This window comes from Streptomyces tibetensis, assembly GCF_040647715.1.
GTDB lineage: Bacteria > Actinomycetota > Actinomycetes > Streptomycetales > Streptomycetaceae > Streptomyces > Streptomyces tibetensis_A.
Map to the genome: position 1 here is coordinate 1 of NZ_JBEZCR010000011.1, position 20,175 is coordinate 20,175.

Below are 20,175 nucleotides of genomic sequence, written 5' to 3' on the forward strand. Positions count from 1 at the left end.
TTTCTCGGTTTTTGCGCTGGTCGCCGGTGCCTTGTTCGCCTGCCTGCGGGGGCGGGTGGGTGGGGTGGTAGCTGCGCCTGGCCCCCCCGCCGACGCGCGTCGGCAGGGCCCCACTGGGTCTTCGGGTGGCGGTGACCCGCCCGTGTCTCACCCCTGCGGGAGGTCCCTCAGCCTTACTCGGTCCGTGTAGGTGGGGGCGTTCCGTTGAACGGTGAGACGGGCCAGGGTGACCAGGCCCGTGCCCTGGTCGTCCCCGTCGCAGAGGACGAGGTGATCGACCTGCGCGCCGGCCATGACGGACAGCGCCACCTCGACGGTCATGTCGTCACTGATCCGAGGAACGCGGGCCACGGAGGAGTGCTGTGTCAGAACCGAAGTCATGGGTGTCTCCTGCCGAGAGGGGATGGCGAGTGGGTGCACGGCTCTACGCGGCCGAGCCGGAGCCGGTCCGTCGCTGCCCCCTGGAGCGCGCCGCTTCACCGGCGGGGCGGCCCTGCCCGGCGGGACGGCGTCCCCGGCGGCCCCGGGGCCCGGCGGACGCGCCGCGGGGGCGTTCCGCGCGCGGCGCGGGGATGACGACCGGGATCCCGGAAGGGGCCTGGGCGCCCGTGATGCGGCTCAGCTCCGCCTCGCCCGACCGCACCTGGGCGATCTGCGGGGTGATGCCCGCCGACGACATCAGCCGGCTCATGCCGCGCCGCTGGCCCGGGGTCACCAGGGTGACGACGCTGCCGGACTCGCCGGCGCGTGCCGTGCGGCCGCCGCGGTGCAGGTAGTCCTTGTGGTCACTGGGCGGGTCCACGTTGACGACCAGGTCGAGGTTGTCGACGTGGATGCCGCGGGCGGCGACGTTCGTCGCCACCAGCACGGTCACGTCCCCGCTCTTGAACTGGGCGAGGGTCCGGGTCCGCTGGGGCTGGGACTTGCCCCCGTGCAGGGCCGCGGCGCGCACGCCGCTGCTCAGCAGGTGCGTGGTCAGCCGGTCCACCGCGTGCTTGGTGTCGAGGAACATGATCACCCGGCCGTCGCGCGCCGCGATCTCGGTGGTCGTCCGGTGCTTGTCCACGTCGTGCACGTGCAGGACGTGGTGCTCCATCGTGGTGACGGCGCCCGCGGAGGGGTCGACGGAGTGCACCACCGGGTCGTGCAGGTAGGTGCGCACCAGCCGGTCGACGTTGCGGTCCAGGGTGGCCGAGAACAGCATCCGCTGCCCGCCCGGGCGCACCTGGTCGAGCAGGGCGGTCACCTGCGGCATGAAGCCCATGTCCGCCATCTGGTCGGCCTCGTCGAGGACCGTGATGCCGACTTCGTCCAGCCGGCAGTCGCCCCGGTCGATGAGGTCCTTCAGCCGTCCGGGGGTCGCGACGACCACCTCGGCCCCGGAGCGCAGCGCGCCGGCCTGCCTGCCCAGGGACATCCCGCCGACGACGGTGGCCAGGCGCAGGCTCACGGAGCGGGCGTACGGAGTGAGCGCGTCGGTGACCTGCTGGGCGAGCTCACGCGTGGGAACGAGGACGAGCGCGAGCGGCTGCCGCGGCTCGGCGCGCCGCCCCGCCGTACGGGCGAGCACGGCGAGGCCGAAGGCCAGGGTCTTGCCCGAGCCGGTGCGGCCGCGGCCGAGCACGTCACGGCCGGCCAGGGAGTTCGGCAGGGTCGCTCCCTGGATGGGGAACGGCGCGCTCACGCCTTCGTGGCCGAGCGTGGCCAACAGCCGCGCGGGCATGGCGAGATCGGCGAACGACTCGACGGCGGGCAGGGGGGGAGTGACGGTCTTCGGCAGGGCGAACTCGCCCTGGGGAGCCCGGCGGTTTCCGTGGCCCTGGGAGCGGCGCGGACCACCGGACCGGCGGTTTCCGCCGTCGCCTGCGCCTCCGGAGAAACGGTCACGGGTACGGGATGTGTGGGCACGCTTCATGCGGGACCTTCCTTGATGGGCGCGTGGCAAGGAAATCCCGCAGCAGTGGAGCGGCGCAGGGAGAATCTCGAGACGAGCCGAAGTCGATGCGGCCGGATGCGGCCGGCGGGAAAAACAGCGAGCTGGGGCCCGCACCCTTCAGGTGCGGGCCCCAGCTGCGAAATGTGCGCGAGCGCCGGTGTCAGGCGGGCACGATGTTCTCGGCCGTCGGGCCCTTCTGGCCCTGCGCGATGTCGAACGACACCTTCTGGCCTTCGAGCAGCTCGCGGAAGCCCTGGGCGGCGATGTTCGAGTAGTGGGCGAAGACGTCGGCGCCGCCGCCGTCCTGCTCGATGAAGCCGAAGCCCTTTTCAGAGTTGAACCACTTCACGGTACCGGTAGCCATTTTGTTTCTCCTTCGGAGGCGGTTTCGGGAATTCACCCTGTGTGAATTCCGTGTCGCCGTGATGATTACCCCGTAGGAAATGAACCTTCTGGCAACCACACCTGCAACTGAGATCGACAGTAGCACGGTGGGTTCGGCCCGTGTCGATCGGGAAATCCCCATCCGGTGGAGGATCGAGGAATATTCGGCGGGCCCCGCTTCTATTTCTCATTTTGCGGGCACAGATATTTCCCTCCGCGGGCGAGGACCTTCCTGTCGCACCCTCGTGTGCCGGCCCTGTGACCTCCACCGACGGGTGATGAGCCGCTGCCGCCGCGATCGGCGTACGGCATGGCGGCGGACGCGCCGACTCGCCGCCGCAGCGACGAAGGTCACATGCCACGGATGGCCGTACCCGGCGATAACTACGTGGACATGTCACCGATCGGCGACGGGGCGGTGCGGGAACGGAGACGGCGGGATCCTCGCGGCTCCCCAAGAGCACCGACAGTGACGGCGGCAAGGAACTGGACGGCATCATCGTCGCCGTCGGCGCCGACGACCCCGACCCGGTCTCCCTGAAGGTCGGCACCATCACGGTCGACAGGCCGGTCGTCACCAACTGGCACACCTCCGCGACCGACGCCGTCCCCTTCAGCTGAACGGCCCCGCGCCCCCCCTGTGCACTCCGCTAGCATGTTCGAGCTCGCGGTGGTCCCCCATCGCTCTCCATCCACCCAGCCATTCGGACGAATCGGCCAACAGAGTGACAGTCAGGGCATCGCGGGTGTTTTCGCGAATAAGCGGCATGACGTCGTGGGGTGCGTGGCGCCCTCGGCGCGCGGTGCTGTGGAGCGCGGCAGCCCTGGTGGCCCTCGCGTTCCTCGTCGTGCTGGAGATCGCCTCCCGCCGCTACGGCGAGCCCGGCCCGGTCACCACCCAGGTGAGGGCCCTGGTCTTCGCCCCCAAGCCGGGCCCGCTGTACGGCGGTCTGGCGCTGATGATGGTGGTGCTCACCTGGCGGCAACGGTTCATCGCGGCCGGCGCCGCGCTCGGTATCGACGCCGTCCTGCTGCTGGTGCGCCGGGCGGTCGGCGCCGAGACGATCGAGGGCCACTCCCTGGGCACCGGTGCGCTGTGGGTGATGCTGGGCTTCGCGGTCTTCGCCGTCACGCGCCGCACCGGCGGGGAACGCGTCCTGCTGCTGAAGGGCGTCGGGCTGGGCCTGTTGCTGGTGGCCGCCCGCAAGACCGGCGACGCCTGGCTGTTCATCACGGCCAAGACCCGCCCCACCGTGCTCGACCAGTACGTGGCGATGGCCGATCACGCGCTGGGCAACCCGTCCTGGGCGGCGGGCCGTCTCGTCGAGGCCACCGCCCCGTTCAGCACCCATCTCCTCCAGCTGGTCTACGGCCAGCTCGCGGTGGCCGCCGTCGTCGTCGCCCTCTACCAGCTGCGCAACGTGACGTCCGAGCGCCGCTTCCCGAGCCATCACCTGGTGCGCACCTTCCTGGTGATCGGCCTCCTCGGGCCGGGCATCTACATGCTCTTCCCGGTGGTCGGACCGGTCTTCGCCTACGGCCCGGGCGCCTCCGGCACCGGCGGCGTGGAGTGGGCGACGGCCGACCTGTGGCCGCACACGTCGCTGCCGATCAGCACCCCGGTCCCGATGACGTACGACGGGATCACACCCCGCAACTGCATGCCCAGCCTGCACACGGCATGGGCCGTCGCGATCTTCGTCCACACCCGCCGGGCCCCGCGGCTGCTGCGGTTCGCCGGCACGTTCTGGCTGGTCGTCACGCTCGCCGCCACACTGGGATTCGGCTACCACTACGGCGTGGACCTGGTCGCCGGCGTGGTGTTCGCCCTGACCATCGAGGCGGCCCTGCGCGCACAGCAGCGCGGCTGGGACCGGCCGGGCAGCCGGCTGGTCGCCTACGGCACAGCGGTCTTCGCCGCCCTCCTGGTGTCGTACCGCTACCTGCCGACGGAGATGGCCGCCCTTCCCGAGGTGGCCGGGCCCCTTCTCATCCTGGCGATGACCTCGGTGATCTACGGCTACGTACGGGTCACCAGGCTGTGGGCGAGCCGTCCGTTCGTATCCGTTCCGAGCCCCGCGGAGGCGCCGGACGCACAGGGGACCCCGGCAGCGGACACCGCACGCAGGGACGCCATCCCGGGCTGACCCCGCCCCACGCTCAGGGTGCGCACCGCGCAGGGCCTGCCCAACCGGATGCCGGATGCCGGATGCCGGACACGCGACTGCCTACGTGGTCCGTTTGCGCAGTACGGCGCCGACGAGCAGGGCGCCGGCGAGGGCGACGACACCGGCCGTGACCATGCCCGCCTGCAGCCCGCCCAGGATGTCGGCGCGAGACGGGGTGGCTCCCGAGGCGAGGGCGCCCGTGCGGGCGGCGGCGATCGCGCCGAGCCCCGAGACGCCGATCGCGGCCACGTACTGCGGCAGTTGCGACAGACCACCGACGACACCCTGGTCCTCCTCGGTGACGCCCGTTGTCATCACGGTGATGAAGGAGACGACGGCGAACACGTGGCCGAGGCCCATGACGGAGGAGGTGACCAGCAGGGCGGCCAGGTTCACGTCCTGGGGCAGGGCGAACATCGCGACCGTGCCGGCGCCCTGGATGAGCAGGCCCGCGGCCAGTACCTTCACTCCGCCGAACCGGCCGAGCAGCCTTGCGACGTACAGGCCGCCGAGGGTCGCGGCCGCGCCTTCGCCGAGGTAACCCAGACCGGCCTGCAGGGTGGTGAAGCCCAGCACGTCCTGCATGTAAAGGCTCAGCAGCACGGTCGTACCGGCGCACATGCCGAAGGTGATGACACCGAACAGCCCCGACCACTTCACCGACGGCCGGTTCAGCACGGACAGCGGCACCAGCGGCTCCGGATGGCGCTTCTCGACCAGCTGGAACGCGGCCAGCAGCACCAGGCCGCCGACGATCGGGCCGAGGGCCGCGGGGCGGGTCCAGCCCTCGTCACCGCCGGTGGAGATGCCGTAGACCAGGCCGAAGAGGCCGAGGGTGGCGAGGATCGCGCCCGGGACGTCCATGCGGCGGGTGGCGCCCGACTCGTGGATCGACGGCAGGGCCAGTGCGCCGGCGAGCGCCAGTGCGCCCATCGCGCACAGGGCGACCATGGTCCAGCGCCAGCTGAAGCCGTTGGTGATGACACCGCCGCCCAGAGCCCCGAACACGAAACCCAGCGACAGCACGGCACCGTTGAGGCCCAGGGCGCGGGCGCGCTGGGGTCCTTCCTGGAAGTAACCGGTCATCAGCGCGATGGCCGAGGGGGCGATCATCGCGGCGGCGGTGCCCTGGCCGATGCGGGTGGCGACCAGCATGCCGGGGCTGTTCGCCAGGGCGGCGCCGAGCGAGAACAGGGTGAACACCGCTACGCCGAGGGTGAAGAGCCTCTTGCGGCCGATCAGGTCGGCGACCCGGGCGAACAGCGGCAGCAGGCTCGCCGACGGCAGCAGGCCGGCGGTGGCCACCCACTGCAGGGTGCCCGCCGAGGAGAAGCCGAGGGCGGTGCCGATGTCGGGCAGCGCGACGGTGACGATGGAGAAGTCCAGCCCGCACATGAAGGTGGCGCAGCACAGGGTGATCAGCACCAGCCACTCGCGTGGTCCGAAGGCCGCGCCGTCGGCGGCGGGTTCGGGTGGTGCGGTGAGGCCGGGCGTGGCGGGGGCGGAGGGTGAGGCTTCGGTGACGGCCATGAACGGTCCTTCCTGGCGATCCGGTTGGCCTGACCAGCTTTGAACCGGGGGATCTGCGCAACAAGGACGGGCTGTGCAACGATCGATTCGCTGGGCTCATCGTTCGAGGTTGCGGAGTCGAGGGCGCGGGAGAGTCGGTCATGGAACGCCAGGAGATCGAGATTTTCCTGACCCTCGGGGAAGAACTGCACTTCGGGCGGACCGCCGAGCGTGTGGGGGTGTCGCAGAGCCGGGTCAGTCAGACCGTCGCCCGGCTGGAGCGCCGTATCGGCGCCAGGCTGTTCGACCGCACCAGCCGGCAGGTCGCCCTCACGCCCATCGGGGAACGGCTCAGGGACGATCTCGCGCCCGCGTGGCGCGGAGTCGAGGAGGCGGTCGCCCGGGCCATGGCGGCCGGGCGGGGCATCACGGGCTCGCTGCGGATCGGTTTCTCCGGCGCCTTCACCGGCCATCTGCTGCACAGCGTCGCCGAGGTGTTCGGGCGCCGGTACCCGGGTGTGGACGTGCGGATGCGGCAGGTACAGATCTCGGACCCCTACGGGCCGCTGCGTGCCGGGGACGTCGAGCTCCAGGTGACCGAACCTCCCGTGGCGGAGCCGGACCTGACGCTGGGTCCGGTGCTGGTGTCGCAGCCGAGGGTGCTGCTGATGTCGTCCTCGCATCCGTTCGCGCGGCGCGACACGGTGAGCGTGGAGGACCTGGCGGAGGCGACACTGCTGACCGTCGCCGGGAACGTGCCGGCGCACTGGCTGGACCACCACTTCCCGCGGCGGACGCCGTCGGGGCGGCCCATACCGCACGGACAGGCCATGACGCACTGGGAGGACGCGCTCTCCCTGGTGCTCGCCGGCAAGGGCGTGACACCGGTCGCGGCCGCCGGCGCGCACTACTACAGCCGCCCGGGCCTGGTCTTCAAGCCGCTGACGGACGCCCCGGGCATCGAGTACGCCTTCGTCTGGCCCACCGGCCACGAGACGGCCCGGCTACGGGCCTTCGTCCAGGTGGCCGTGGACCAGGTTCGCGGCGTGGGCGGCCCGGCGCGGGCCGTGGAGAGCCTGTGGACGGACGAGGGCACGGGCACCTGAAACCCGGCCACCACGAGGAGCCGCGGCAGCGGTCGGCGCTCCCGTCCGCCGTGTCATCCCGACGCCCGCAAGGACGACGGCCATGCCCAGCACCACCCGGACGCTCAGGCTCTCGCCCAGGACGACCGCGCCGAGGAGGACGGAGACCACCGGCAGCAGGTAGCCGACCACGGCCGCGTTGGTGGCCCCCTCCTCGTTGATGATCCGGTAGGTGAGGTGGAACGTGAGCGCGGTGCACAGCACACCGAGGGCGAGCGCCGCGATCACGACCGTGGGGCCCACGCCGACCGCATCCAGGCCACCGATCGGCATGGCGAGGCTGGTCAGTCCGCTCGCTGCGACGAGCTGGGCGGCGGAGAGCGAGAGGGTGGGCGTGCCCTTGCCGACCAGGGTGCGGCCCATGTACGTGAACGCGACGGCGTAGCTGGCGGCGGCGCCGAGGATGGCGAGGGCGCCCCAGCCGGTGGCGCCGGCCGTCCGCCAGGGGGCGAGGATGAGCAGCACGCCGGCGAAGCCGAGCAGCAGGCCCGTCAGGCGGACCGGGCGGAGCCCGCGTTCCGAGCCGAGGGCGAGGCCGAGCGCGATCGACCAGAGCGGGGTCGTGGCGTTGAGGGCTCCGGCGAGACCGGAGTCGACGGTCTGCTGTCCCAGGCTGAACAGCGCGAACGGGAGCGCGTTGCAGAAGAAGGCCGCGACGATGATGTGCCGCCAGACGGCGATGCCGCGCGGAAGGCGCCGGCCCGAGGCGTAGCAGGCGACGGTGAGGACGAGTGCGCCGAGGACGCAGCGGACGAACGTGACCTGGAGGGGGGAGAGTCCGCGCAACGCGAGCTCGATCCAGAGGAAGGTGGAGCCCCACAGCAGGGCGAGCACGGCCACCCGCACCGCGCCCCCCAGGCCCCGTCCACGACTGCTCACGATGCGTTCCTCCATCCGTCTTCCGCCGACGGCTCGTCGGTCGCGGGTCCCTCGGACCCGCTCCTATGAAGGTGCCTCAGCCAAGTTTTGAGAACAAGCGAATGGTTCTACCCATCCTGTTAAGCTGCGCTACATGCTCGATGTGAGGCGACTGCAGGTCCTGCGTGCGGTGGTCACCAGCGGCACGGTCACCGCCGCCGCGGCCCACCTGGGCTACACGCCGTCCGCCGTCAGCCAGCAGATCGCGGTGCTGGAGAGACAGGCCGGTACGGCGCTGTTCGAACGGGTCGGTCGCAGCGTGCGGCCCACTGCCGCCGGTCTGCTGCTCACCGAGCACGCGGCCCTGATCAGCTCGGCGGTCGCCCAGGCGGAGACCGCCCTCGCCGATCTGCGCGCCGGACGCACGGGCCGCCTGTCGGTCCGTTACTTCGCCACGTCGGGCTCCACGTTGGTGGCCCCCGCACTGGCCCGTCTCCGCGCCGAACATCCCGGCGTCCGGGTCGACCTTCGGCTCACCGATCCGGAGGACCCGCTCCAGGAGGTGGCGCGGGGCCGGGCCGACCTGGCCGTGGTCGTCCAGGCGTCCGACCGCGCCGGCGACGGCTTCCGGTTCGTCCACCTCCTCGACGACCCGTACGCCGCCGTTCTGCCCCTCGGTCACGCGCTCGCCGGCGAGGAGGTCATCGACCTGCACGAGCTGTCCGGTGAGCAGTGGGTCGGCAGCGAGCCGCCCGGGCCGTGTCTGGAACCGGTGATCGACTCCTGTGCGGCGGCGGGCTTCAGCCCCGACTTCGTCATCCAGAGCGAGGACTACGCCACCGCTCAGGGTTTCGTCGCGGCAGGTCTGGGAGTCGGCCTGATGCCGATGCTGGGACTGCGCACCCGGCACCCGGGTGTCGTCGTACGCCCGGTCCGGGGCCCGGAACCGTTCCGGGTGATCTCGGCGGCCGTACGGGAGACGGCCCTCGAACAGCCCGCTCTGCGCGGTCTGCTGGAGGCGCTGCGGTCCGCTGCCCGCTCCGCCGGCCCTTCCGAACGGCCCGGCCCGGACTGAGTCCGAAGACCATGCCCGGCACCGGCCCGTTCCGTCCGCGCGGGTAGGCCGCGGCCGGCTCCCATCACTGAAAGGCTCACCATGAAGTACCGCGTCATCGGCAGCTCGCCCGACACCCGTCGTGAGGTCAGCGTCCTGAGCCTCGGCGCCATGACCTTCGGCACCACCGTCGACGAGGCGACCTCCTTCGCGATCCTCGACCGGTTCGTCGAGGCGGGCGGCACGTTCATCGACACCTCGAACAACTACGCGTTCTGGGTGAACGGCACACAGGGCGGCGAGAGCGAGCAGCTCGTCGGCCGCTGGCTGCGCAGCCGCGGGATCGGCGACGGGGTCACCATCGCCACGAAGCTGGGCGCCCGGCCCAACCAGCCGACCCGGACCTTCAGCCTCGACGTGGAGGGCCTGTCCGCCAAGGTCATCCGCGAGTCGGCGGAGCGCAGCAGGGAACACCTCGGCATCGAGAAGATCCACCTGCTGTACGCGCACATCATGGACGAGCAAACCCCCCTGGAGGAGACCGTCCAGGGCTTCGCCGAGGTGGTCGCCGACGGAGTGGCCGGGCTGCTCGGCGCGAGCAACCACTGGTCCTGGCGGATCGAGCGCGCCCGTGCCCTGGCCGCCGCCGCGGGTGTCCCCGGCTACGAGGTGCTCCAGCACCACCACAGTTACCTGCGCCAGCGCACCGACATCCCGAGCATGCGTTCACCCGACGGCAACCAGGGCCTGGTCAGCGGCGAGCTCCTCAGCTACCTCCGCGCCAACCCGACGCTCACCCAGGTCGCGTACTCGCCCCTGATCGCCGGCGCGTACGTCCGCGACGACAAGCCGCTCGGCCCCGGCTTCGACCACGCGGGCACCCGGCCCCGGCTGAAGGCGGTCCGCGAGGTCGCCACCGAGACCGGCGCGACCGTCAACCAGGTGGTGCTGTCCTGGCTCATGGGCGGGGACATCCCGGTTCTCCCGCTGGTCGGTGCCTCGTCCGTGGCGCAGCTGGAGGAAAGCCTGGGCGCCGTGGATCTCGACCTGACCCCGGAACAACGAGCCAAGCTGGACAGCACCCACTGAGCCCACCGCCCGCTCCGCAGGCCCGGTTCACCACGATGCCCGGCTGCCAGGTTCCGGCACCCCGAGCACTCGCCGAAGGCCGCTTTCCCGGTCGGTGACTCCTCACTCCGGGCCGTAGTACAGCCGGAGGAACTCCTCCATGGCCGCGTCGACGCCGGCGCGGTCACCGGTGGCGAGCAGGTCGAGCAGCAGGCCGCGGACGGTGGCGAGGCCCAGCCTGGCCCGGTTCCGTGCCGTGGCGGGGTCCGCCCCTGCGCCGACCTCGGCGGCGACGAGCGGCTCCAGCCAGTCCGTCACCAGCCCTTCGAGGACGGGGGCCGCCTCGGGGCGGCCGCGCAGCGCGTGCCCGCAGATCTCGAAGAAGAGTCGCTCCTGACCGGCCAGCCGAGGGTCCGTCAGCTGCCGCCACAGCAACCGCGCGACATCGGCGGGCGCGAGATCGGGCTCCAGGCGGAGCCGGGACAGCACATCGCGCTGGCGCCGCTCCGACGTCCGGACGATCTCGACGAGCAACTGCTCCTTGGAGCCGAAGTAGTGGATCAGCATGCGGTGGCTGACGCCGATCGCGGCTCCGAGGCCGCGCAGGCTCAGGTCCGCGATGCCGTGTGCCGCGACGTGGTCGACAGCCGCGTCCACCAGTCGTGCGCGCCGATCCGCACCCGCGTCCTGCCCGGTCTCCGCACCCGCGTCCTGCCCGGTCTCCGCACCCGCGTCCTGCCCGGTCCCGCCCTCGGGATGCGAGTCGTCCATCGTCACCACGCCACGACTGTACCAATCGGTACACCCCGCATGTACCGTGTGGTACATGAAGCCCGTCACCGTGTCGATCGCCGTACCCGAGACGCCCGAGCAGGTCTTCGCCTTCCTCGACGTCATGGCTCACCACGAGCGGTTCACCGACCACTACCTGACGGACTGGCGCTACAGCGGCCCGTCCCGGGGTGTCGGAGCATGCGCCACGGTCATCGCCGCGCTGGGCGGCACGAAGACCGAGGTCACCATCGAGGTCGTCGAGGCCGAGCCGCCGAGGCGCATCGTCGAGCACAACGTCAGTGCGGCCGGCCGACGGCAGGCCCACGGCACCTACACCGTCGAACCGCTGCGCGCCGGTGGGAGCCGCATCTCGTTCACGTACACATGGGTGCGCGCCCCTCTCGCCGACCGGCTGCTGGCTCCCGTCGTACGGGCCACGATGCGACGCGCCAACCACACGGTCATGCGACGCCTGGCCACCGAGTTGGCCCGCCACGTGTCCGCCACCGACTCCTGAGGGGCGTTTCCCGGACCCGTGTTCCGGCTGCCGTTCGGCGTCGACTCCGTCGGTGCGCGCGAGGCCGTCGAGGCCGTCCGCCCGGCCCTGGCCCTTGGCTGCTCTGACCAGTCGGCTGATGTCGTCGCGGGTCTTCACCCCGCGCTGGTCCAGCTCGGTCCTGCTGTCCGTCCTGGGCAGGGGCTGCGGGGCCGTTCTCGCGCGGCCACGTTATGCAGACCTGCCGCCCGCGAGTGGCCCGGCATTGCGCCGGGCCGGGCGGTGGCCGGACCTCGGCCCCGGTCGTGAACGGACTCCGCCTGACGGTGCATCTGAGCTGACGTCAAAGGCTGGTGTCGATCAGGATCTGCTGGGCCGGCTTGGGGTTGCCGGATCGGACCGCTTCTGTCATCGCGGCCCGCGCCGCCTCGGGGGGCGTGTCGGGTGGGACCACGAGCAGGGAGAAGTGGTCCTGGTCCCCCCGGGTCACGAGCGCGGTGTCGTCGCCCACGGAGAAGACGTCGATGTGCACCACACGGTCGTCGACGGTCATCCGCGTCGGCATGTCGTCCCAGGCCGCGGAGTCCAGGCCGATCCGCGTGATCGGCCCGAGGCGCTCGGTCAGTGCGCTGACCAGGCCGGGCAGTTCGGCGGCGAGATTCCTGGAACGGGGCCACCATGCCCCGTCGAGGACGCTCCGGCGTTCGTGGGTGGTGGTGAGCCGCAGGAGCGCCGTTCCAGGACGCATGGATTCGTGTGCACCGTCCGCCAGCAGACCTGCCGGAGGCGGGGGATCGGGATCGGGCATCGTGCTCACCTGCCTGTTCGGAGCCTCCTCGCGTCCACGCTGCTCCTGGCGTGTCAGGCGTGGTCGCTGAGCGCGGCGGTCATGATCGGTTCGGCCGCCTCCTCGGTGGTGTCGGGCGGCACGACCAGCAGGTCCCAGCGGCCGTGGCCGGGGGCGAGCAGGACGACGGTGTCCGGGGCGTGCGCCGCGACCGTCTTCCGCAGTCGCACGACCTGGTTGGCGACGAGCATCCGGCCAGGTGCCGTGGACCAGGCCGCTCCGTTCACCGTGACCCCGGCGATCTGTCCCCAGGCGCGCGGCAGTGCGGCGAGCAGCTGCGGAAGCTCCGCCAGGAGGTCGTACGAACGTGGCCACCACACCCCGTCGAGGCGACGCGGCAGCGCGCTGTGGGGCGCGAGACGCAGGCGGAGGAGAGGGCGGGTGGGCTGAGAGGGCGATGAGGGCAGTGAGGGGGGTGAGGGTGGCGCTGTGGTGATCATGGCGTTTCCTTCGACAGGTTGTGGAAGCGGTGGGTTCGGGTCAGGGGTCGCCTCGGTGCTCCGCCCTCGGCCTCCCACTGCTCCGTCTGCCCCTGCTCGCGTACGGCCTCGTCCTTGGCGTGGTGGCGTCGCTCGGCCGCCAGGAGCTGGCTCGCGGTGAGGTGGAGCGCGGGGTCGGCGGCCGCGGCCATGAGCCGTGCGGCCGTGGCGGTCTCGGTCCGGGGTGGGACGACGAGCAGGTCCCAGCGTCCGACGCCGTACGAGAAGAGCCGGATCATGTGCGGGTCGAAACCGGAGGCGAACCACGCGGCCTTCACCGTGTGCCCGGGCACGGGCAGGTCGCAGGGCGTCGCCGGCCAGGTGTCGCGGTGGGACGCCATGCGCGACACGCGTCCTCGGGCCGCGTCGAACGCCTCGGCGAGTGCGGGAAGTTCGGCCATCAGGTCATCGGTGCGGGGCCACCAGGCGCCGCAGAGGGGGCCGGGCGGGAAGGTCGGCGGGCGCAGGGCGAGCCGGGCAGGGTGCGGTGGCGTACGTACAGGGCGGCTGGGGGCGCGGACGCCGGTTCTCGGCGGTGGGCCCGTGCCGGTGTGGGGGTTCATGGTCGCGGTTCCTGTCCTCGGGCGGCTGTCCTGCGACTGCCGGTGCTGCCGGGCCGGCGTCAGCCGGGCTCGTCGGTGTGGGCGCGTCGTGCCTGGGTGTGGCTGCTGGCCAGCCAGGGCGACGGGGCGAAGGGCTCTTCGCCGGCCTGCCCGGTGTCGACGGTGAGATGGAGCAGGGTGCCCTGCCCGTCGGGGCCCGCGGGGTAGCTGCGTGGCTCGTCGCAGCGGAGGTTCCGGCGCAGCAGTTGCGCCACTCGTTGGGCGATGTCGGGGCTGGCGGCGATGATGCGGACCTCCGCGAGGTCGCCCAAGGAGAGATCACCGTCGGCTGTCTCGTACGCGGGCGGATCTACGCTTGTGCCGTGATTGCTGCCGGTGCCGGTGCCGGTGCCGGTGCCTTGGCTGCGGTCGCGGCGGAGCGGCGCGGGCATGGACGTGACCTCTGTTCTGTCGGCCATTTCGACCTCAACGCCCCGCGGTGTTCCGCTGGTTGTGCGTCGTCCGTTCCCGGTGGCGGCGCGGCCGGAAGCGCCCCCGCCCGCCGTCGCGATGGTCGCGACGTTCGAGCGCGGCGGACGGGGTGGAGTGCGACGGGGGCGACGGGGTGGTGCCGGCGGCTCGGTCGGCGGCGGCTGGGGGGCCGGGAAGGAAGCGGCTGTAGGAGCGCACGGCGATCCTCTCGCTGTGTGCGGAGTCGAGCCGGTGAATCACGTATGCCCCGGCGGCGATGAGCACGAGGAGCGCGGCGATGGTGAGGGCGATGTCCATGGCGGTCACGACCTGACGGTCGGTCGAACGCGAGTAGTGCTTGGGAGAAGCGGGCCCGCCGTCCCTCGGGCGCGTGGTGGTGCATGGGTACCGGTGGTGTCGTTCGTGATCGTGGTGCCGGTGGTGAAGAGCCGCAGTACGGCCCTGCGCGGGTCGGGCTCCGGCCAGGCTGGGGCGGCGGGGAAGGAATCGAAGGCCGGGGCCATCGTGCTGACCTGTCTCCGGCAAGCTCCTGCGCTGCGCAAGGCTTCCGGCGAAGTGTCTCGCCGAGGACGAGACCAGCGCGGAAGCCGGTGTGCGACATGCCCTCGGTACCTCCACCGTACTCCCGTGCGCTCCTGATTGCGGGGAAGCGGACGGAACCGTCGTATCCGCCTCGGCGTTCACGTCCACCGTCGGTCCCGAAGGGGGGCGCGCCGCGGGAGTACGGTTGAGGACACCGAGGGCGTCGCGCGCCGACTCCGACACCGGTGCCGCTCTCGGCGACCGACGACGCCGGGCCGGGTCCGCCCGTGCCCGATCAGGGCGTGCCTCATGACCGTGAACCTGCCGGCTGCGCCGACGACCACAGAACTCCTCGGGCGTCCCGTCGGCTCGCACCCGCCCGCGACGCGCACTCCCGGCCCGAGGCCGGAACGGGGCTCCTCGCCCCGGGAAGGACAACGCGTCCGTGCGCTGACCCGGCGTCAGATCGAGGACCATCTGCAGGAACTGGGCGACCTGTACGCGGAGACGTCCGGCGGCGGCCCCTGGGCGTGGAACCAGGCCCGCGGCGCCTTCCTGCGGCGGCTGGCGGCCGACGTACGGCGACCGGGATTCGAGCTGCTGATCGCGGAGACCACCACGCTGACCGGATGTGCCTACGGCTTCCCCGTACGCGGCGACGGCCCCTGGTGGGAGGGCCTCGACGGATACCTTGAGGGGCGGCTGCTCCGGCTTGCCGCCTCCGGACGCCTCTTCGTGATCTCCGGGATCCACGTCCCCTCCCGGGTACGCAGGCAGAACCAGGACCGTGCCTGGAACCTCGCCCGGCGCCTGCAGAAACGGCTGCTCACCGACCACGGCGCCGCCGTCGCCGTCACGCTGGTGGACCGCTCCGACCACAGGACCGTCGAGGCGCTGCGGTCCTGGGGATGGCGGTACATCGAAGGCGACACACCGCGGACGGCCCCGCTCGGCCCGTTCCGCGTCCTGGTCCTCGACACCTGAGCCCCCGTGTCCCTCCTCACCGCGGTCACCGCCTTCAGGGCGACGGCAGACGCAGGGCGAGGAGGGCCACGTCGTCGGTGCTGCCGGGCGGCATGCGGGCGGGCAGCTGGTCGCACAGCGTGTCCAGCGGTTCGTGGGCGAGAGCGAGGGCGTGGCGGCGCAGACGCTCGAGGCCGGTGTCCAGGTCGCTGCCGGGGATCTCGATCAGGCCGTCGGTGTAGAGCAGGAGAGTGGAACCCGGCGGAAGGGACCGCGCGGCGCTCGGCCGGCTGCCGCCGGTGCCCGGAGGGGCACCGAGGAGGAGGCCCTGTCCCGCTTCGAGGTACTGCGCCTGTCCGTCCCGGGTCAGCAGCAGAGGCGGCGGGTGCCCCGCGCTGGTCCACCGCAGCGTCCAGGGACCGGTGTGCGGGTCGCCTTCGAGCAGGGCGAGGACGAGGGTGGCCATGGGCACGGTGGTGATGGCGGGCATCGCGTCGTCGAGGCGGTCGACGACGGCGCCGGGCGGGCCGCTGTGGTCCCAGGCCAGTGAGCGCAGGATGCCGTGCAGTTGCGCCATTCCGGCCGCCGCGGTCAGGTCGTGACCCACGACGTCGCCGATGACCAGCGCGAGCGTGCCGTCCTTCCGCTCGAACGCGTCATACCAGTCGCCACCGACCTGGGAGCCGGCCGGAGCCGGCTGGTAGCGGGCGGCCAGCCGCAGCCGGCCGGGCTGGGGCAGCGGGGCGAGCAGGTTGCGCTGCATGGCCTCTGCGACGGCGCGCTGGCGGCCGAAGCGGCGGGCGTTGTCGATGACCAGGCCGACCCGGTGGCCGATGTCGCTCACGACGGTCAGATCGTCGGTGTCGAAGGGGTGCGCCGGGTCCGTGCGCACCAGCGTCAGGGCGCCGGTGACCTGCTGCCCGGAGCCCAGCGGCACCGTGACGGCGGACCTCGCGCCCGCGGTCCGCAGGAAGCCGCTGTGGACGGTGGCCAGGGCGGAGGCGACCGGTGCGGCCATGTCCGCCTCGCGCTGCAGGACGGGATCACCGCCGTTCAGCACCTGGACCAGAGGCGAGCGGTCCTCCTCCCCGGTCTCGGGAAGGTGCTCCTGCCAGTCCTCCTGGGCGGCGTCCCGGCCCTCGGGGCCCGTCACCGCCACACGGTGGACCTGTCCGGAACCGACCCGGAGATCCACCGCCGCCCAGTCGGCGAGGCGGGGAACCAGCAGGCGGCCGAGCCGGGCGAGGGCCTCATCGGTCTCCAGGGTCTGACCGAGCACGTCGGTGATCTCCGCGACCAGCGTCAGCCGCTCGGTGAGGTCCTCCAGAGCACGGGTGTAGGCCGCACGCTCCCGACGCGCGCTGCGGTCGGCGGCGGCGTCGGTCAACAGCACGGCCATGCCCAGGAACGCGCCGTCGTCCGTCAACGGAGAAGCGGACCAGTAGGTCGCGATCAGACGACCGTCACCGCGCAGACAGACGCGGCCCTCCTCCCGCGTCTCGGCCCTTTCGGCCACGGCCCGCAGCAGCGTGCACTGCTCCCGGGGGATCCTGCGGCCGTCCGCATCCCGGTGCAGCAGGTCGTGTGCGTCCTCCCCGAGCATCGCCGGGGCGGCTCGGCCGAGCAGCCGCTCGGCCGCCGGATTGACCGCGAGGATCCGTCCGGCGGGATCCACCACGATCAGGGCCGTGCCCAGCTGCCCGACGACCCGCCGCCAGAAACCCGGCTCGGCCGCCGGCCGGCTCCCCTCGTCTCCCGCACCCTTGACCATGCCGCCCCCTCCGTCAGGGAAACCCTCGCCGAAGCCCGCAGGCGCGACGGCGGACCGACACACCAGTGGATCGATATTTCCCCCGACTCTGCACGGATCAGCCCGGCCGCATGTCGCGGACGGCGGAGGCCTGCCGGGTGTCCGCCCCGGAGCTGACGTGCCGCTGGGTCTCGTGGGGGCCGTGCCAGTCCAGGCACATGGCTGTGGCGTCGTCCTCGAGCCGGCCACCGGCGGCATCCCGAACCTCCGAGGTCAGCGCCAGCGCGGCCTCGCGGGGGTGCAGGTCCCGGGTGTGCTTCAACAGGGCGGCGAGGTCGACCCTGCCCCCATGACGTTCGACCATGCCGTCGGTGAACATGAGCAGACGGTCACCGGGGCGCAGATCGAGGTCCTGGACGCGGTAGGGGTGGGGCGCGAGCACGGACAACCCGAAGGGATGGTCCACCTCGCAGGTGATCATTTCCACGTCCCCCTGGCGCATGCGCAGCGGCCAGGGATGGCCGGCGTTGACGAACTGGGCCTGCCCGGTGCGCAGGTGGACGCGCAGCAACTGCCCGGTGGCGTGGCCGTGGCCGTGATCGACCAGGGCCCGGTCGGCCAGGCGGGCCTGCTCGGCCAGGCCGGCTCCCGCGCGGCGGGCGCCACGCAGGGCGCTCACCAGGACCGTGGCGGCCAGCGCGGCATCGAGGTCGTGGCCCATGGGGTCGGTCACCGACACATGCAGGGTGTCGCGGTCCAGGGCGTAGTCGAAGGTGTCGCCGCTGAGGTTCTCGGAGGGCTCCAGGCTCCCGCACAGGGTGAACTGCGCGGCCTCGCAGGACAGCGAGGAGGGCAGCAGCTGGTACTGGATCTCTGCCGCCAAGGTGGGCGGCCTGGAGCGCTTTCCCCAGGTGTAGAGATCGGTGAAGCGTCCGTTGGCGATCACGATGTAGGCCAGGGCGTGGGCGGCTTCCCCGACCGCGGCGAGGACGTCCTCACCGGGACCGGCCGGCAGCAGCAGTTCCAGCAGCCCGATCGCATCTCCCCGGTTGGTCACCGGCATGATCACCCGATGCCCCTGGGCCGTCACCTCCTGATACAGCAGCTGGGTGCGGATCACCTCTTCGTAGGCGCTGCCGGGCATCGGGATCCGTTCCGCCTGCCGACCACCCGTGGCAGGGGCGGTCGACAGCCGCGCCAGGGCCTTTCCCGTCAGATCCACGATGAGGAACGAGACCCTTGCCGCCTTGAAGCGCTGCCGCAGGTTCTCCGCGACGACGTCGGCGGCGTCCACCGGGGCTGCCGTCTCCGCCGCTGTCAGCAACCAGGGAAGCTCACTTTGCCCACCACTCACGACCGCGGTTCCTTCCGCCGGCCCCCTACCAGCTTGAGAGCCTCTGCGATGAACGTCAATCCGCGGACGGTAACGGTGAGTGAAAGCGGTCTCGTCGTGCGATCGCTGACCAGGATCGTCCCGGCGTGCGCCCGCGAGTGCTGCTCGCGGATCCGCGGCACGTCGAAGGCCGTGGAGTTCCACCGGATCGGTCACACCCTCATCCTCGCCCCCTCGGCGCCGAACACTTCGACCACCGTCGAACCTGATGATCGTTTCCGGTCACGGCATCGAAGTCGGCGGACCGTGCTGACGGACCCCGAGGGCACCCCGGGCCCGCTGCCGCAGGAGTGTCACGGAACGGGGGGTTTCCCGGTGCTGTGAGCGTTCGTCACCCGTTGGGCGTCCGCCTCCCGCGCGAGTTCCGCGGCGAACTGGGCGCCGGTGAGCAGCGCCAGGTTCGACAGCCACAGCCAGACGAGGAAGACGACGGCTCCCGCCAGTGAGCCGTACAGCCGGTTGTAGGCACCGAGCGTCGAGGCGTACAGGGAGAACCCCGCGGACACGGTCAGCCACAGCACGGCGGCCAGCACTCCGCCGGGCAGGCTGTGCGCGCGACGGCGGGCCTGTACCGGTCCGGTGTGGAAGACGACCACGACCAGAAGGGCGACCAGACACAGCAGCAGAGGCCAGCGCAGCGAGCCCCACACCCAGGCGACGGTGGCATCCACGCCGAACGGTCGGCCCACGGCCTGTGTGAACGGGCCGCTCAGCAGCAGGGTGAGCGAGCCGACCAGGAGCAGACCGACCAGCGCGAGCGCGGTGAGCACGATCCGGTGCACCCGGCGCCAGGGCGAGCGGCGGTCCTCGACACGGTGCATGTGGTGCAGGGCGCGGCGGAAGACCGCCAGATAGCTGGTCGCCGACCACAAGGCGCTGGCCGTTCCGACCGCCATCAGGGACCAGGCCGTGCCTGCCGCTCCCAACGCCCGGGCGAGCACCGCGTGCAGTTCGGGGCCGGACTGGGCCGGCGCGTACGCGGTGACGTGAGCGGCGAACTCCTCGGCCGTCCCTGGGCTGACCAGGGCGAACGCCAGGACGGTGGCCGGCAGCGCGGGAAGCACGGCCAGGATCGAGTAGTACGTCAGTGCCGCCGCGTAGTCCGAGATGTCGTCGTTCCACAGGGACACCGGCGTGTGCCGCAGCGCCGGCCACCACCGCGCGCTCATACCCCGTCCACCTCTCACCGGATCCGTCGTTGCGGGTCCTCGTGCCCGGGCTCCGCTGCTCCACGCGTACTCCAGGCGCCCCGGCGGTGTCCGGGCGGTGGTCCGTCCAGGCTCTGCGCGTCCGGACACAGCGATGACGGGGCGGGCGCACGGCGGCATGGGGCGGACGCGGCCGGCGTCGGGTGAAAACGCCGCCACATATGATCGGTTGATGAGCGCCCGGGTCGTACTTCAGGTGGCCGGGGACCGGTTCGCCTTCGCGGTCCTTGAGACCCAACCCGGTTCAGCTCGCGAACAGTTGGTAGGCAACGTGGTCCTCAAGGAAGTCACCTTCGGCAAACCGGCGGCCGAAGTGGGCTACTGGACCGCGGCGCACGCTCGCGGGCGGGGAGTGGCCTCCCGCGCTCTGGAGGCCCTCACCAGCTGGGCCTTCGACACCTTCGAACCCGACGGGCTGGAGCGTCTCGAACTCCTGCACCAGGTGGACAACCTGGCATCGTGCCGGTTGCACAGAAGAGCCGCTACGACTTCGACACCGTCCTGCCCGCGGCACCGCCCTCCTTCCCCCGCGATGGTCACCTGCACATACGGCGCACCAGTGCCTGAGATCCTCCCGGCCTCTGACG

At 71.9% G+C, this 20,175-nt stretch carries 20 protein-coding genes and 1 pseudogene; 7 read left to right on the plus strand and 14 right to left on the minus strand.

Translation table 11 applies throughout. The features are described from left to right. Positions 1-147: 147 nt before the first annotated feature. The 3 genes from AB0B29_RS27180 to AB0B29_RS27190 form a co-directional block, all read right to left on the minus strand. Positions 148-381, minus strand: a complete 234-nt coding sequence (locus AB0B29_RS27180; protein WP_362244100.1) for a CBS domain-containing protein — start codon at positions 379-381, stop codon at positions 148-150. A 43-nt stretch (positions 382-424) separates the two neighbouring features. Continuing rightward, on the minus strand, positions 425-1,915 hold the full coding sequence (locus AB0B29_RS27185) for a DEAD/DEAH box helicase (protein ID WP_362244101.1): 1,491 nt from the start codon (positions 1,913-1,915) through the stop codon (positions 425-427). A gap of 181 nt (positions 1,916-2,096) precedes the next feature. Beyond that, positions 2,097-2,300 (minus strand): cold-shock protein, encoded by a 204-nt coding sequence (locus AB0B29_RS27190; protein WP_020119326.1) that lies wholly within the window; start codon positions 2,298-2,300, stop codon positions 2,097-2,099. A gap of 787 nt (positions 2,301-3,087) precedes the next feature. Here AB0B29_RS27190 and AB0B29_RS27200 point away from each other — a divergent pair. After that, a complete protein-coding gene (locus tag AB0B29_RS27200; RefSeq protein WP_362244102.1) occupies positions 3,088-4,467 on the plus strand; it encodes a phosphatase PAP2 family protein in 1,380 nt (459 codons plus the stop codon). 81 nt (positions 4,468-4,548) lie between these two features. Here the strand turns inward: AB0B29_RS27200 and AB0B29_RS27205 are convergent, their stop codons facing one another. Further along, positions 4,549-6,018, minus strand: a complete 1,470-nt coding sequence (locus AB0B29_RS27205) for an MFS transporter (protein WP_362244103.1) — start codon at positions 6,016-6,018, stop codon at positions 4,549-4,551. Positions 6,019-6,158: 140 nt separating this feature from the next. Here AB0B29_RS27205 and AB0B29_RS27210 point away from each other — a divergent pair, with 140 nt between their 5' ends. Next, positions 6,159-7,103: a LysR family transcriptional regulator gene (locus AB0B29_RS27210; RefSeq protein WP_362244104.1), complete on the plus strand. Its 945-nt coding sequence runs from the start codon at positions 6,159-6,161 to the stop codon at positions 7,101-7,103. On the opposite strand, the gene AB0B29_RS27215 is transcribed toward AB0B29_RS27210, so the two are convergent. After that, positions 7,002-8,036 (minus strand): DMT family transporter, encoded by a 1,035-nt coding sequence (locus AB0B29_RS27215; protein ID WP_436845886.1) that lies wholly within the window; start codon positions 8,034-8,036, stop codon positions 7,002-7,004. The two genes, AB0B29_RS27210 and AB0B29_RS27215, sit on opposite strands and share 102 nt — an antisense overlap. A gap of 118 nt (positions 8,037-8,154) precedes the next feature. Between AB0B29_RS27215 and AB0B29_RS27220 the strand changes: the two genes are divergently transcribed. After that, a complete protein-coding gene (locus AB0B29_RS27220; RefSeq protein WP_362244106.1) occupies positions 8,155-9,075 on the plus strand; it encodes a LysR family transcriptional regulator in 921 nt (306 codons plus the stop codon). A gap of 81 nt (positions 9,076-9,156) precedes the next feature. Continuing rightward, a complete protein-coding gene (locus AB0B29_RS27225) occupies positions 9,157-10,143 on the plus strand; it encodes an aldo/keto reductase (protein WP_362244107.1) in 987 nt (328 codons plus the stop codon). Between the two features lie 102 nt (positions 10,144-10,245). Here AB0B29_RS27225 and AB0B29_RS27230 read toward each other — a convergent pair whose 3' ends face one another. After that, a complete protein-coding gene (locus tag AB0B29_RS27230) occupies positions 10,246-10,893 on the minus strand; it encodes a TetR/AcrR family transcriptional regulator (protein ID WP_362244353.1) in 648 nt (215 codons plus the stop codon). Between the two features lie 55 nt (positions 10,894-10,948). Between AB0B29_RS27230 and AB0B29_RS27235 the strand changes: the two genes are divergently transcribed. Further along, positions 10,949-11,413 (plus strand): SRPBCC family protein, encoded by a 465-nt coding sequence (locus AB0B29_RS27235; protein WP_362244108.1) that lies wholly within the window; start codon positions 10,949-10,951, stop codon positions 11,411-11,413. Between the two features lie 322 nt (positions 11,414-11,735). Here the strand turns inward: AB0B29_RS27235 and AB0B29_RS27240 are convergent, their stop codons facing one another. From AB0B29_RS27240 to AB0B29_RS27260, 5 genes are read right to left on the minus strand one after another with little or no spacing between them, the layout of a single operon-like run. Beyond that, positions 11,736-12,200 (minus strand): DUF5994 family protein, encoded by a 465-nt coding sequence (locus AB0B29_RS27240; protein WP_362244109.1) that lies wholly within the window; start codon positions 12,198-12,200, stop codon positions 11,736-11,738. A gap of 53 nt (positions 12,201-12,253) precedes the next feature. After that, the gene (locus AB0B29_RS27245; protein ID WP_362244110.1) at positions 12,254-12,679 is read right to left on the minus strand and encodes a DUF5994 family protein; all 426 of its coding nucleotides are present in this window, start codon (positions 12,677-12,679) and stop codon (positions 12,254-12,256) included. Then, complete coding sequence (locus AB0B29_RS27250) at positions 12,676-13,281, minus strand: DUF5994 family protein (RefSeq protein ID WP_362244111.1); 606 nt, start codon at positions 13,279-13,281, stop codon at positions 12,676-12,678. The genes AB0B29_RS27245 and AB0B29_RS27250 overlap by 4 nt, the downstream gene beginning before the upstream one ends. 59 nt (positions 13,282-13,340) lie before the next feature. Then, on the minus strand, positions 13,341-13,739 hold the full coding sequence (locus tag AB0B29_RS27255; protein ID WP_362244112.1) for a hypothetical protein: 399 nt from the start codon (positions 13,737-13,739) through the stop codon (positions 13,341-13,343). Between the two features lie 7 nt (positions 13,740-13,746). After that, complete coding sequence (locus AB0B29_RS27260; protein WP_362244354.1) at positions 13,747-14,049, minus strand: hypothetical protein; 303 nt, start codon at positions 14,047-14,049, stop codon at positions 13,747-13,749. 534 nt (positions 14,050-14,583) lie between these two features. On the opposite strand from AB0B29_RS27260, the gene AB0B29_RS27265 reads away from it, so the two are divergent. Next, positions 14,584-15,258 carry a hypothetical protein gene (locus tag AB0B29_RS27265; protein ID WP_362244113.1) on the plus strand — a complete coding sequence of 225 codons (675 nt, stop codon included), beginning with the start codon at positions 14,584-14,586 and terminating at the stop codon, positions 15,256-15,258. A 34-nt stretch (positions 15,259-15,292) separates the two neighbouring features. Here the strand turns inward: AB0B29_RS27265 and AB0B29_RS27270 are convergent, their stop codons facing one another. The 3 genes from AB0B29_RS27270 to AB0B29_RS27280 all read right to left on the minus strand — a co-directional run bounded on the left by AB0B29_RS27270 (position 15,293) and on the right by AB0B29_RS27280 (position 19,549). Further along, positions 15,293-17,008 carry a SpoIIE family protein phosphatase gene (locus AB0B29_RS27270; RefSeq protein ID WP_362244114.1) on the minus strand — a complete coding sequence of 572 codons (1,716 nt, stop codon included), beginning with the start codon at positions 17,006-17,008 and terminating at the stop codon, positions 15,293-15,295. 97 nt (positions 17,009-17,105) lie between these two features. After that, positions 17,106-18,341: a PP2C family protein-serine/threonine phosphatase gene (locus tag AB0B29_RS27275; protein WP_362244115.1), complete on the minus strand. Its 1,236-nt coding sequence runs from the start codon at positions 18,339-18,341 to the stop codon at positions 17,106-17,108. 332 nt (positions 18,342-18,673) lie between these two features. Then, on the minus strand, positions 18,674-19,549 hold the full coding sequence (locus AB0B29_RS27280; protein WP_362244116.1) for a YihY/virulence factor BrkB family protein: 876 nt from the start codon (positions 19,547-19,549) through the stop codon (positions 18,674-18,676). 133 nt (positions 19,550-19,682) lie between these two features. On the opposite strand from AB0B29_RS27280, the pseudogene AB0B29_RS27285 reads away from it, so the two are divergent. Then, positions 19,683-20,155, plus strand: a pseudogene (locus AB0B29_RS27285) (GNAT family N-acetyltransferase). Positions 20,156-20,175 lie beyond the last annotated feature (20 nt).

What these genes read in the sequence shown, in the direction of transcription:
- AB0B29_RS27225 (WP_362244107.1), top strand. Translation starts at nt 9,157, where the DNA reads ATGAAGTACCGCGTCATCGGCAGCTCGCCCGACACCCGTCGTGAGGTC.
- AB0B29_RS27210 (WP_362244104.1), top strand. Translation starts at nt 6,159, where the DNA reads ATGGAACGCCAGGAGATCGAGATTTTCCTGACCCTCGGGGAAGAACTG.
- AB0B29_RS27190 (WP_020119326.1), bottom strand. Translation starts at nt 2,300, where the DNA reads ATGGCTACCGGTACCGTGAAGTGGTTCAACTCTGAAAAGGGCTTCGGC.
- AB0B29_RS27205 (WP_362244103.1), bottom strand. Translation starts at nt 6,018, where the DNA reads ATGGCCGTCACCGAAGCCTCACCCTCCGCCCCCGCCACGCCCGGCCTC.
- AB0B29_RS27270 (WP_362244114.1), bottom strand. Translation starts at nt 17,008, where the DNA reads ATGGTCAAGGGTGCGGGAGACGAGGGGAGCCGGCCGGCGGCCGAGCCG.
- AB0B29_RS27235 (WP_362244108.1), top strand. Translation starts at nt 10,949, where the DNA reads ATGAAGCCCGTCACCGTGTCGATCGCCGTACCCGAGACGCCCGAGCAG.
- AB0B29_RS27215 (WP_436845886.1), bottom strand. Translation starts at nt 8,036, where the DNA reads ATGGAGGAACGCATCGTGAGCAGTCGTGGACGGGGCCTGGGGGGCGCG.
- AB0B29_RS27255 (WP_362244112.1), bottom strand. Translation starts at nt 13,739, where the DNA reads ATGGCCGACAGAACAGAGGTCACGTCCATGCCCGCGCCGCTCCGCCGC.
- AB0B29_RS27250 (WP_362244111.1), bottom strand. Translation starts at nt 13,281, where the DNA reads ATGAACCCCCACACCGGCACGGGCCCACCGCCGAGAACCGGCGTCCGC.
- AB0B29_RS27200 (WP_362244102.1), top strand. Translation starts at nt 3,088, where the DNA reads ATGACGTCGTGGGGTGCGTGGCGCCCTCGGCGCGCGGTGCTGTGGAGC.
- AB0B29_RS27230 (WP_362244353.1), bottom strand. Translation starts at nt 10,893, where the DNA reads ATGGACGACTCGCATCCCGAGGGCGGGACCGGGCAGGACGCGGGTGCG.
- AB0B29_RS27265 (WP_362244113.1), top strand. Translation starts at nt 14,584, where the DNA reads ATGACCGTGAACCTGCCGGCTGCGCCGACGACCACAGAACTCCTCGGG.
- AB0B29_RS27260 (WP_362244354.1), bottom strand. Translation starts at nt 14,049, where the DNA reads ATGGACATCGCCCTCACCATCGCCGCGCTCCTCGTGCTCATCGCCGCC.
- AB0B29_RS27280 (WP_362244116.1), bottom strand. Translation starts at nt 19,549, where the DNA reads ATGAGCGCGCGGTGGTGGCCGGCGCTGCGGCACACGCCGGTGTCCCTG.
- AB0B29_RS27180 (WP_362244100.1), bottom strand. Translation starts at nt 381, where the DNA reads ATGACTTCGGTTCTGACACAGCACTCCTCCGTGGCCCGCGTTCCTCGG.
- AB0B29_RS27245 (WP_362244110.1), bottom strand. Translation starts at nt 12,679, where the DNA reads ATGATCACCACAGCGCCACCCTCACCCCCCTCACTGCCCTCATCGCCC.
- AB0B29_RS27240 (WP_362244109.1), bottom strand. Translation starts at nt 12,200, where the DNA reads ATGCCCGATCCCGATCCCCCGCCTCCGGCAGGTCTGCTGGCGGACGGT.
- AB0B29_RS27220 (WP_362244106.1), top strand. Translation starts at nt 8,155, where the DNA reads ATGCTCGATGTGAGGCGACTGCAGGTCCTGCGTGCGGTGGTCACCAGC.
- AB0B29_RS27185 (WP_362244101.1), bottom strand. Translation starts at nt 1,915, where the DNA reads ATGAAGCGTGCCCACACATCCCGTACCCGTGACCGTTTCTCCGGAGGC.